The 9,401-nt window shown below is 35.8% G+C and carries 16 protein-coding genes and 3 pseudogenes; 9 read left to right on the top strand and 10 right to left on the bottom strand.

Features of this window, described 5'->3' with window-relative positions; translation table 11 throughout:
- The 4 genes from FJR37_RS24645 to FJR37_RS24630 all read left to right on the top strand — a co-directional run.
- On the top strand, positions 1 to 821 hold an 821-nt coding region (locus tag FJR37_RS24645; RefSeq protein WP_174763476.1), incomplete at its 5' end, for an AAA-like domain-containing protein.
- Between the two features lie 151 nt (positions 822 to 972).
- Positions 973 to 1,236: a hypothetical protein gene (locus FJR37_RS24640; RefSeq protein ID WP_039200985.1), complete on the top strand. Its 264-nt coding sequence runs from the start codon at positions 973 to 975 to the stop codon at positions 1,234 to 1,236.
- Positions 1,217 to 1,621, top strand: a complete 405-nt coding sequence (locus FJR37_RS24635; protein ID WP_039200984.1) for a type II toxin-antitoxin system VapC family toxin — start codon at positions 1,217 to 1,219, stop codon at positions 1,619 to 1,621. The genes FJR37_RS24640 and FJR37_RS24635 overlap by 20 nt, the downstream gene beginning before the upstream one ends.
- Positions 1,622 to 1,719: 98 nt before the next feature.
- Entirely contained in the window at positions 1,720 to 1,896 is a 177-nt protein-coding gene (locus FJR37_RS24630; protein WP_168467372.1) for a hypothetical protein, read from the top strand.
- Positions 1,897 to 1,922: 26 nt separating this feature from the next.
- On the opposite strand, the gene FJR37_RS24625 is transcribed toward FJR37_RS24630, so the two are convergent.
- On the bottom strand, positions 1,923 to 2,804 hold the full coding sequence (locus FJR37_RS24625; RefSeq protein WP_052149832.1) for a DUF1350 family protein: 882 nt from the start codon (positions 2,802 to 2,804) through the stop codon (positions 1,923 to 1,925).
- Between the two features lie 391 nt (positions 2,805 to 3,195).
- The gene (locus tag FJR37_RS24620; protein WP_168467371.1) at positions 3,196 to 3,765 is read right to left on the bottom strand and encodes a hypothetical protein; all 570 of its coding nucleotides are present in this window, start codon (positions 3,763 to 3,765) and stop codon (positions 3,196 to 3,198) included.
- A 127-nt stretch (positions 3,766 to 3,892) separates the two neighbouring features.
- Between FJR37_RS24620 and FJR37_RS24615 the strand changes: the two are divergent.
- The 3 genes and pseudogenes from FJR37_RS24615 to FJR37_RS24605 all read left to right on the top strand — a co-directional run.
- Positions 3,893 to 3,994 (top strand): annotated as a pseudogene (locus FJR37_RS24615) (addiction module toxin RelE); the annotation flags it as partial.
- A gap of 125 nt (positions 3,995 to 4,119) precedes the next feature.
- A pseudogene (locus FJR37_RS24610) lies at positions 4,120 to 4,346 on the top strand (DUF433 domain-containing protein).
- The gene (locus FJR37_RS24605; RefSeq protein ID WP_168467369.1) at positions 4,343 to 4,675 is read left to right on the top strand and encodes a DUF5615 family PIN-like protein; all 333 of its coding nucleotides are present in this window, start codon (positions 4,343 to 4,345) and stop codon (positions 4,673 to 4,675) included. Before FJR37_RS24610 ends, FJR37_RS24605 begins: the two are co-directional and overlap by 4 nt.
- A 92-nt stretch (positions 4,676 to 4,767) precedes the next feature.
- Here the strand turns inward: FJR37_RS24605 and FJR37_RS24600 are convergent, their stop codons facing one another.
- From FJR37_RS24600 to FJR37_RS24590, 4 genes are read right to left on the bottom strand one after another with little or no spacing between them, the layout of a single operon-like run.
- Positions 4,768 to 5,103, bottom strand: a complete 336-nt coding sequence (locus FJR37_RS24600) for a DUF5615 family PIN-like protein (protein ID WP_168467368.1) — start codon at positions 5,101 to 5,103, stop codon at positions 4,768 to 4,770.
- Positions 5,087 to 5,410 carry a DUF433 domain-containing protein gene (locus FJR37_RS24595; RefSeq protein WP_039200978.1) on the bottom strand — a complete coding sequence of 108 codons (324 nt, stop codon included), beginning with the start codon at positions 5,408 to 5,410 and terminating at the stop codon, positions 5,087 to 5,089. Before FJR37_RS24595 ends, FJR37_RS24600 begins: the two co-directional genes overlap by 17 nt.
- A 42-nt stretch (positions 5,411 to 5,452) precedes the next feature.
- The gene (locus FJR37_RS27905; RefSeq protein ID WP_371416166.1) at positions 5,453 to 5,572 is read right to left on the bottom strand and encodes a type II toxin-antitoxin system RelE/ParE family toxin; all 120 of its coding nucleotides are present in this window, start codon (positions 5,570 to 5,572) and stop codon (positions 5,453 to 5,455) included.
- Positions 5,569 to 5,790, bottom strand: a complete 222-nt coding sequence (locus FJR37_RS24590; protein WP_039200977.1) for a hypothetical protein — start codon at positions 5,788 to 5,790, stop codon at positions 5,569 to 5,571. Before FJR37_RS24590 ends, FJR37_RS27905 begins: the two co-directional genes overlap by 4 nt.
- A 524-nt stretch (positions 5,791 to 6,314) precedes the next feature.
- Between FJR37_RS24590 and FJR37_RS24585 the strand changes: the two genes are divergently transcribed.
- Complete coding sequence (locus FJR37_RS24585) at positions 6,315 to 6,554, top strand: UPF0175 family protein (RefSeq protein ID WP_039201028.1); 240 nt, start codon at positions 6,315 to 6,317, stop codon at positions 6,552 to 6,554.
- On the top strand, positions 6,551 to 7,042 hold the full coding sequence (locus FJR37_RS24580) for a DUF3368 domain-containing protein (protein ID WP_039200975.1): 492 nt from the start codon (positions 6,551 to 6,553) through the stop codon (positions 7,040 to 7,042). Before FJR37_RS24585 ends, FJR37_RS24580 begins: the two co-directional genes overlap by 4 nt.
- A gap of 602 nt (positions 7,043 to 7,644) precedes the next feature.
- Here FJR37_RS24580 and FJR37_RS24570 read toward each other — a convergent pair.
- From FJR37_RS24570 to FJR37_RS24555, 4 genes and pseudogenes are all read right to left on the bottom strand, one after another.
- Positions 7,645 to 8,385 carry a phycocyanobilin:ferredoxin oxidoreductase gene (locus FJR37_RS24570; protein ID WP_168467367.1) on the bottom strand — a complete coding sequence of 247 codons (741 nt, stop codon included), beginning with the start codon at positions 8,383 to 8,385 and terminating at the stop codon, positions 7,645 to 7,647.
- A 187-nt stretch (positions 8,386 to 8,572) separates the two neighbouring features.
- Positions 8,573 to 8,728 (bottom strand): annotated as a pseudogene (locus FJR37_RS24565) (DUF86 domain-containing protein); the annotation flags it as partial.
- Positions 8,729 to 8,866: 138 nt separating this feature from the next.
- Positions 8,867 to 9,094 carry a HepT-like ribonuclease domain-containing protein gene (locus FJR37_RS24560; protein WP_168467366.1) on the bottom strand — a complete coding sequence of 76 codons (228 nt, stop codon included), beginning with the start codon at positions 9,092 to 9,094 and terminating at the stop codon, positions 8,867 to 8,869.
- Positions 9,084 to 9,374, bottom strand: a complete 291-nt coding sequence (locus FJR37_RS24555) for a nucleotidyltransferase family protein (RefSeq protein WP_027404262.1) — start codon at positions 9,372 to 9,374, stop codon at positions 9,084 to 9,086. Before FJR37_RS24555 ends, FJR37_RS24560 begins: the two co-directional genes overlap by 11 nt.
- Between the last annotated feature and the right edge of the window lie 27 nt (positions 9,375 to 9,401).

Here is a 9,401-nt window from a genome sequence, read left to right as displayed (position 1 = left end):
GTTTAGAGATGGCAGATCGACAAACTCATCTGACTAACTTGAATAAATTTTTACGCTGGTTTTGCTTCAATCTCAGTCGAGAACTCAAGCTACCTAATCAGTTAGAGGAGTATTGGGATGAAGAAGGTATGGGTGCAAAGGTCAGTTGTACAACTTATTTAGAAGGGTATGTCTTGGCAGCAGCAGATAGTCCTCTGGTTTTATACTTAGATGATGTGGATGCACTTTTCCCTTATCCTGAGGTTTATGAAGATTTTTTTGGGTTGTTGCGTTCTTGGTATGACAAGGGCAGAAGCCGTCCCAACTGGAAAAAGTTGCGGTTAGCGATCGCTCATTCTACTGATGTTTATATCCGTCTCAATATTAATCGGTCTCCTTTTAATGTGGGATTAGCGATAGAATTACCAGAGTTAACTAGGGAGCAAGTCCAGGAATTGGCTCAACAATATGGATTAGCTGAAGATTCATCTTTAGTAGATCCTTTAATACAATTGGTAGGTGGTCATCCTTATCTGTTGCAGCAGGCATTTTCTCACCTTAAAAGTTATCCTGATATTACTCTTGATCAATTTTTAGTAGAGGCTAGAACTGACGCAGGTATTTATAGCCATCATTTAAGACAATTTTGGTTGAATTTGCGAGAAGAACCAAAACTAATTACAGCATTGCAAACAGTGATTTCTGCTACTGAACCAGTGAGATTAGAAACAATATCAGCTTATCAGTTACAGAGTATGGGTTTGGTCAAGCTGGTGGGGAATGAAGTAGAACCGCGTTGTCAATTGTATCGGAGTTATTTTAGTGATGCGATTGGGAGTTAGGGAAATGTCAACTATCTCTAAACAGGCGATCGCTCTTGGGGATAAGTAGGGCGATCGCAACAAAGTGTTCATTTGACCGTTGCCATCCTGTAAATAAATGGAATGTGAGATATAATTTATTTGTCACTCAATCAATCTATATTAACTTGTTATGGATTCTTTCAACCTACGCACAAAAGTTATTACGGAAATAAATCTTGTTCCACCAGAGAAATTAGAAGAATTATATAATTTTATTCATTATTTTCGCTTAGGTATAGAAGTATCTCAACCTTCATTTAATAAAAATATGCAGTTTGCTGGATGTTGGAATGATATGTCAGATGAAGTATTTGCTAACTTCAATGAAGAAATAATCACCCGCCGCCACCAAGCATTTTTAGGAAGAAGAAGTGATGAAGCCAGCGTTGATTGACACAAACATTTTATCTTTTTTCTTCCGTAATCATAGTCTAGTTATCGAGCGTTTTCAAGCCTATTTGAAAGAGTATGACAAAATTAACATTAGCATCATCACTTATTATGAAATTGTCAGTGGATTAAAACATCGTGACGCGCAAAAACAACTCACATCTTTTCAGGAATTTGTTTCATACAATACGGTTTTACCTCTAACTACAAGCTCTGCCATAATTTCTGCTGATATTTATGCCAATTTAAGAAATAAAGGCACGCCAATTGACGATATTGATATTCTGATAGCAGGAATTGCCATAGCCAACGATTTGATTATTGTCACAAATAATATCAGAGATTTTGGAAAAATAGAAAACTTAGAAATTCAAGATTGGAGTAAGTAATATGACAATTTGCTATGCCTATTACTGATTATTGTACATAAAAGGCGATCGCACTTTCCGGCACTTTCCGGTAAAATACCTTTGAGTCAAGATTAGGAATGATCGCTCTTGGGGATGTGGGAGGTGCGATCGCCTTCCACAAATCAAAAAAGCGATCGCGCTTTCGTGAAATGGCTTTGATGAAAGAAAGGCGATCGCTCTCTTGGTTGTTTCTACCCCACTTTCCCCGTGCAAGAGAGTTTTTCTGCCTGCTAGATTGGTTGTTAGGGGCATAATTGCATAATTGTGATTTATCTTGTGTTCAATTTTCCGTAGATTTTGGTTTATTTAAAAAATTTACTACACTCTCTGCTAAATTGATCTTGTTATTCATCTGGATAGGTGTCATGTGATCACCATCTAGTTCAACCCATAAATCTCTATTTTTTAGTCTGAGTTTTTCGATTAAAAAGCATACATCGCTACATTTTTGACTATATTTAGTATCTATGTCAAAGTTGCATTGTTGGCATTTATTACCATTTCCTGCTATACCATCATTCGTAAAAGAAATAACAGATGTCAATTGGAATGAAGTATCTTTTTTCTCTTCTATACAATGCCACATTTGTTCTTGAGTAGGCTTAATTATACATTGCAAGAATGAAGTTGGCGGTCTAAAACAAGGTGCTATAAATACAGATAGTTGTTCTCCAATTGGTGATAGTGTATTTTTTAGTTGCAAACTTAGCTGAAAAATTCTTCTAACAGCATCTTCATTAATCTCTGTCAAGATGGTAGGAACGTTATTTATTGCACTAGCGATATTGTCTCGCTTATTTTTATCATTGTTGCTTAAAAGGTTTAATAAAGCTATGTATTCGCAGCCTAGACTGTGGGCAACCCAAGAATAGTTTTTATGATCTTTGTAAAAATCATCAACCTTTTCTAGCTCTTTTAGTGTATTAGTGTGGGATTCAAATAAAGTTTCTGCAACTAGAATGTGATCTGATGATAAAGAATATGGAAATACAACAATTGTATAGCCATAACTTTTTAGGTCTGCTAGAAGCTTGTTGTAAAAACAAGTAGGAAAAGTACCAAAAAAATAACCGCCAAAAAATTGAATTACCCCTTTAGGGTTTTCTTGTAAAGAAACTTTAGCATTCCCAATTTGCCTGAATTGTATCTTTTCACACTTCATAGAGGTTTCATTTGGTATTTAATTTACAACCCATAACTTATAGAGTAATCTATTACTCAAGGTATTAAATGGACAGATAATTAGAGTTAATTATCTGCCACTTCAGCCGCAGTAAAAAACTGTTAACGTCATCTGAGTATTTTTTAATAAAATGAGATATCCTATATTTAGGAAGTGTTTTAAATTAATTGAGAAATAGAGAAAAAATATTTTTACTTTGCGTTTAAAGTTGGAATAAAAACCATAGCAATCCTGTCTTATTTATGAAAACTTAATGTGATCAAAATCTCGATTTTACAGATTTTACTGGCTTTTTTCGTTTTCACATATCATTCAGAACTGCTATAGATAACTTTTACAGCAAACTGTAAGAAAGAAAATTAGGGATTTATTAATTTAATTCAACACAAAATTGGCCATCGCCTGGAGGATCAAATTCTCCTGATGCAGAGTAAACAAATGGTAACGCTGATAAGTGGATAGAACCTTTATTGCAAGTTGCAATTAAGTCGTCACCATTCTTGACTGGAATATCTACACACTCGAAGTTAGGAACTCTTTGCTTAATCTGAATTCTGTCTATGTATCCACTAAGATCAGGAGGGTTTAATTTAACTACAGCAGATTTAATAGTAGTAAGTGCTTTTATTTCTCCTTTCTGCCTAACTCTAAATCTTCCTTCTTGGACAGGAACACATTCTTCAATAGGCCGTAACCATTCCCTCCGTGCGCCAGTCAAAGGGTCAAATCCTGCCATTGCTGTTCCAGAGAACCCAATTGTCAAAGATAGTACAAGTGATACAGCAATCGCCAAAGATATAGCTGAGGATACGAACTTCTTTAGTGAACTCATGGTAATTTTTCTTTCTAGAATACTCTTAAAAGTATCCCTTAAAATATCAATCAATAATTCAGTTAAATTCAGGATTATGAAAATTGAGTTAAATTGAGTTAAATTCAAAATTGAGTTAAATTTAGGTATAAATAACCTGAAATTGTGTCACAATTAAATACTGACTCAGGTTTGCAGCGTCTCACAATTACCAGTTATGTCGTCGAGTGTATAATTAATGAGTTGGATAGATAGTGTTTGGCGTGTCGCGTTTGCATTTGACCCCGGACGGAATGCAATATTATTAGTTGCGGGTGAGAAATCGGGTGGTAGTGAAACTCGTTTTTCATGCCTTTGATTGCGGAGATTGCCTAGATGCGATTTTTAGTAGATGAAAATACAGGTGTGGCTGTTGCTCGCTGGTTAATTGAACAAGGTCAATAAAGATGTTAAAATACTATAAAGTTAGAGAGATTAAATAATATGAGCTATCAAGATATTATTACCATTGAGCCAGATAAGCGGGGTGGTAAACCTTGTATTCGCCGGATGAGAATCACAGTTTATGATATTTTAGGTTAGCATCTGGTATGTCTTATGCAGAGATATTAGAGGATTTTCCCGAATTAACAGAAGACGATATTAGAGCTTGTCTAGAATTTGCTGCTGACCGTGAACATCGTTTAATTGCTACGGTAGGTGCTGCTTGAAATTGCTTTTTGATCAAAATTTGAGTCGTAAATTAGTAACTCGATTAGCAGATATTTTTCTTGATTCTAGTCATGTTCAGCTTCATGATTTAGCAGAAAAAACTGATACTGAAATTTGGGAATTTGCTAAGATAAATGATTTTTGTATCGTTACTCAAGATGTAGATTTTGCAGAGAGAGGCCGTTTGTATGGTTCTCTACCTAAAGTTATATGGTTACGCTGTATAAATGCACCAACACAAATAGTTGAATCTCTACTGCGTTCTGGGGTGGAAGCAATTCAAAAATTGCTTGATAATCCAAATCTGGATTGTTTGGAATTGTACTAATTTATTCTATAACTAGCTCAATCTAAAAAAATGTCATCTGGGGTGAGTTGTGGTTAGGTAATAGCACCAGTAACTACAAAAAAGGTGCTTAATTACAAAAATTCAAGTTGATTTTTCATATCTTCTGGTTCAAGTGTTTCCCAAATCAGAATTAAAGTATTTAAAATTTCACCAATCGAACGGCGTTTCTGATCACAATATGTAATTCCTGCATGAGTTATACCGCTACGATGAAGGATCACAAAATCATCATCATGAGTAATCAAGATCCGGTTTTCAGATAAAGCAAAAGCAATTTGTTCTCTGTCTGATACACCCATTAATCCGGCTTCTGACGTTGTAGTAACATTGATTCCTCGACGACGTAAACCTAACGCGATCGCATTACTAACACTTTCATCTAAATGAAATTTAATTCTCTCTATCATTGCGTTTTTTCAGTTTTTGTTGCAGAATCGAAGGAGTTTGTGCTTGAATTTCTTGGATTAAAGCCTCTGATTCTGATATTTGTTGCCTAATTTCTTCTCGATGATCATGATAGTATGCTAAAGCGGCATAGACATCAGATAAGGTAATACTAGGATAATGGTAGAGAATTTCATCAGGAGACATTCCCATTTGTTCATGCCAAATCACAATATCCTGAACTCGAATCCGATGTCCAGCAATGCGAGGTTTTCCTCCACAAATACCAGGAGTGATTTCAATATGTTCTTTGATGACGTTGATGGACATAGTATTATCAAGAGAATTATCCACTCTAATTATATCACTATTTTATAAGGTAGGTTGGCGCGGAAAGTATAAAATTTTCTCTAAAACTCGCTCATTTATGGTTGGTGGTAAATTTTTCAGTTGTTTCTGCACTGGTTTGGGGATAATAACTTCATAGCTCATGAGATTTGAGGATTCTGATTAGCAATATATTCTTGAATTGTTTGATAGTTGCCATTTTGATAAGCTTGACGAGCTTCTGCAATTTCGGACATAATTTGGGGATTTTGTTCTATTAAATCTTCTTCATCTTCTAAAAGTTGATGTTTTTCTTGTAAATTGAGAGATGAAATTGCCGCAATTAATGATTCAAAGGGAATTTGTAAGTTAACTACTGTCATTATTGATAATTTTTTCAAGGCTAATTATATTTGTAATTATGTCATATTTTCGGCTAATGTATTATCAGAGAGAGAAATTATAGCTATAGGGTAGGTTAGCAACAGTACAAAAAAGGTGCGTTATGCGATCGCTAACACACCCTACAAAACTATCACGCAAATCAAAACTTGATTTTAGATAATTATACCTGTCGATCAGAATAAAACTCAGATAGAAAAGATTAGTAAATTACGGTATTTTGGTTTAAATGATGAGCAAATTGCAGAGGTGCTAGAGTTACCTTTAGAGGCAATTAAACAAGTGGAATCAGATAATTGAGCAATAGTAGTGTACATATATTAGACTAAGTAGGTGAACACAATAAAACCAAACTGTGTAAAGAAACGTAAAATCGCCCAAACCCTCTTCACTCTTACCTCTTGCCTCTTGCCTTTTGCCTTGCCATAACGACAATTTTCAACGCCAACCTACTTATAGCCGACTCTATTTGTTAGAATCAAGAAAACAGGTTAAAAAATTAATTATGATAATTTCAGATGAAGTCGTCAAAGCAAGTGGTTTATCAGAAAATCAATTTTTGCTGGAAATTGTAATTTTGTTATTCCAGCAAGAAAAAATCAGCTTGGGTAAAGCTAGTGAAATATTAGGAATGAATCAAATTAAGTTTCAAAAATTACTTGCTGAACGGGGAATATGTATTCACTATGATGTAGCTGAGTTACAGGAAGATATCCAGCATCTAAGTGCAAAAGGCTGGCTATGATTATTATCAGCGGTACTTCACCTTTGAGTAATTTAGCCATTGTTGGTTATTTGTCACTTTTACAGCAGATTTACAACAAGGTGATTATTCCTCAAGGAGTTGCAGAAGAACTTAGAAATGCAAGTGATGAAGAAAATTTAATTGCAGGAGTGCTTTCTTTAGATTGGATTGAAGTTATACCAGCCAAAAATCTTGAACTTATTTCCATATTACGGAATAATCACAATTTAGATCGAGGTGAAGCTGAAGCCATCGCTCTTGCTCTAGAATTAAATGCAGATGAATTGTTAATTGATGAACGTCTTGGACGACGAGAAGCTACCCGCTTAGGGTTGCATATTACTGGGGTCTTGGGTATTCTGTTAGTTGCCAAACGGAGGAGGCTTATTCCTGCGGTTCAACCAGTGATAGATGCTTTAATGAATCAAGCAGGTTTTCGGGTGAGTAATCAACTATATGCAGCGGTTTTGAAAGCAGCAGATGAGTAATATCTGATTTTTAGCAATTGGAGTAATCTCAACTTGAAATATCATATTTCTCTTGCATTCTTTGGATAAAATCTCCAATAGGGCGAGTTTTACCAGCGTTGAGTTCTTCAAAACCCTGCTGAATGCCGGCAATGGTTTCCAAATGCTCAATTAATTGGTTATCTATTGTTGAATCTGTAAAATCAGATTATACTCTAGCTAATGCAATGACTTTTCCTCTTAATTCCCAAATCCTTGATCAATATTAAAAAATATGGGTCATTTGTTTAAATTGTGATTTTTAGCATCCAAATTCTGTATAGTACTTAACACAGAATTTAAATTTATTGTTCATTTACAGCGGTTTCCGCTCTTATGAGGTACATCTTAGCCCCCTCATCGCTTGCGGGGAGGGGGTTGGGGGTGGGGTTCTTGTACCTCATAACACCGGGAAGTGCTGTAGTTTCTGCGTTTCTTCAGGAGTCATTTTTTCTCTTCATCACTTTTCGGCTATTTTGCCTTTTATTCTCCCTGAAGTCTCTAAGCATCTATGCTTACCGCACAATTAGGATGCTGCCATAGCAATTTTTAATTGCTGAGACTTCTGGTAATATTTTCTCAGATTATTCTGGCAACTCTGGCAAGTCGAATAAAACTTTAGTCATATAATTTTCTGCCCAATCTATCCCAAAAGCCTTTTCTAAAACTCTACGGGTTTTATCATTTTGTTGTTGTTTGGTACAATAATTATATTGTCCAGCAATAATTTGAGCTACTTTTTCAGGTGCAACTGGACTAGATGCGATCGCTTGGGTACAATGAATATCTAGAAATGATTCTACGTGAGACAAAAAACTTGTCTCTTCTTCCGGGGAACTAGGACGAATAAACAGACAAAAATCGGAAAAAATATGGCCCCATTCTGGTAATTCACGAGGTTGAGAAAAGTTGGCTGTGGTTAATTTACTAAGTTGCAAATTATAACCATCTGGTAGAATTCGATCTAAGTTTACTGGCGAAAGATCAGCAATAGCAGCACTAATTTGACCTCTACCTCCGACTAAATCACAACCAAACATGGGCAGATCATATTCAGGATGAGGAAACATCACACAGTGCAGAATATCTAACATATTCCCCACCTTTGCTAGTTCCAAGTGTATTTTGCGAAACTGGGGACTTTGATAACAACGATTTTCGATAATCAGTTTTTCCCCTTCTAATTTACCTTCTACATATCCCAATTCCGCAGGTAAATTGTATGGTGATAAGTCTAAGTGTTTATGCCAAACCGCTTCAATACAATTAGCTAGTTGATGAATCAGGGGATGTTGTTGTTCACGAAGAGAAGGAGTAGAAGACATATTATTTAGGAAATACAATTTATTTCCTAGTTTACAATTATTTGTACCAGATCAACTATTCTCCTGATAAGTAGGTTAGCCTTGAAAATCGTCGTTATGGCAAGGCAAGAGGCACTCATGCAAGAGGCAAGAGTGAAGAGGGTTTGGGCGATTTTACTTTTCTTTACACAGATTGGTTTTATTGTGTTCACCTACTTATTTCTCTTTCTAGCACCTCTTGTAGTTGTGGCAATAATGAAGATAAATCATTTTGAATTGTTTCCCAGACTCTACTCAAATCAACTTGAAAATATTCGTGAGTTACAACATTTCGCATCCCTCCCATTAACCGCCAAGGTATAAGAGGGTGTTTGGAAAGTTATGGTTGATGTATCAAATATTTTTTACCCCACCCTAACCCTCCCCTTGTAAAGGGGAGGGAACTGGATTTTTATTGTTTCCCCCCTTTACAAGGGGAAAGGGGGTAGCAATGTGATGAAAATTACGGAATACCACTTTTCAAACATCCTCTAAGAGGATAGCGTAACTGAATATCATTAGGAACATTTCTAGTAGCTTCTCCAATCACGACGAAATCATAGAGAACAGCTTTGACAAGCGTTTGATTTTTTGTAAATTCCTCAAACGTTACACCCCTTGTCCTTTGCTCAATTTCACTGATAGATAAGACAATATCTTGAATACGAAACCGCCAATCTCTAGAAGGCACGAATGACATCCTTTAATACAGGTTTTCGCAAATGTTCTCTCAAAGCATCCTCCGTTCCCAAATCAACAGAACATCCCAGAATATCTTCTAAATAATACTGCACTTGCAAAAGTTGAAACAACCCACCCGAACGATTAAACTCCACTAAAAAGTCTACATCGCTATCTGAACTAGCTTCATCCCGCGCCACTGAACCAAACAAATTAAGGGATTTTACTCCCAGTTCCTGCAACTTTTCTCTATGTGCAGCTAAAGTTGCCAGTACCTCATCTCGTTTCATGCTTTATTTTCCTAAACCAATTCTATA

It is taken from the genome of Aphanizomenon sp. UHCC 0183, from assembly GCF_009712065.1.
Classification (GTDB): Bacteria; Cyanobacteriota; Cyanobacteriia; order Cyanobacteriales; family Nostocaceae; genus Dolichospermum; species Dolichospermum heterosporum.
Note: the sequence above shows the minus strand (reverse complement) of the source record. Positions and strands in the feature narration are given on the sequence as shown.

Bases quoted from the DNA above. Each gene is read 5' to 3' on its own strand.
- FJR37_RS24585 (WP_039201028.1), top strand. From the start codon at position 6,315: ATGATAATTTCAGATGAAGTCGTCAAAGCAAGTGGTTTATCAGAAAAT.
- FJR37_RS24640 (WP_039200985.1), top strand. From the start codon at position 973: ATGGATTCTTTCAACCTACGCACAAAAGTTATTACGGAAATAAATCTT.
- FJR37_RS24595 (WP_039200978.1), bottom strand. From the start codon at position 5,410: ATGTCCATCAACGTCATCAAAGAACATATTGAAATCACTCCTGGTATT.
- FJR37_RS24590 (WP_039200977.1), bottom strand. From the start codon at position 5,790: ATGACAGTAGTTAACTTACAAATTCCCTTTGAATCATTAATTGCGGCA.
- FJR37_RS24555 (WP_027404262.1), bottom strand. From the start codon at position 9,374: ATGAAACGAGATGAGGTACTGGCAACTTTAGCTGCACATAGAGAAAAG.
- FJR37_RS24635 (WP_039200984.1), top strand. From the start codon at position 1,217: ATGAAGCCAGCGTTGATTGACACAAACATTTTATCTTTTTTCTTCCGT.
- FJR37_RS24630 (WP_168467372.1), top strand. From the start codon at position 1,720: ATGATCGCTCTTGGGGATGTGGGAGGTGCGATCGCCTTCCACAAATCA.
- FJR37_RS27905 (WP_371416166.1), bottom strand. From the start codon at position 5,572: ATGAGCTATGAAGTTATTATCCCCAAACCAGTGCAGAAACAACTGAAA.
- FJR37_RS24580 (WP_039200975.1), top strand. From the start codon at position 6,551: ATGATTATTATCAGCGGTACTTCACCTTTGAGTAATTTAGCCATTGTT.
- FJR37_RS24570 (WP_168467367.1), bottom strand. From the start codon at position 8,385: ATGTCTTCTACTCCTTCTCTTCGTGAACAACAACATCCCCTGATTCAT.
- FJR37_RS24600 (WP_168467368.1), bottom strand. From the start codon at position 5,103: ATGATAGAGAGAATTAAATTTCATTTAGATGAAAGTGTTAGTAATGCG.
- FJR37_RS24625 (WP_052149832.1), bottom strand. From the start codon at position 2,804: ATGAAGTGTGAAAAGATACAATTCAGGCAAATTGGGAATGCTAAAGTT.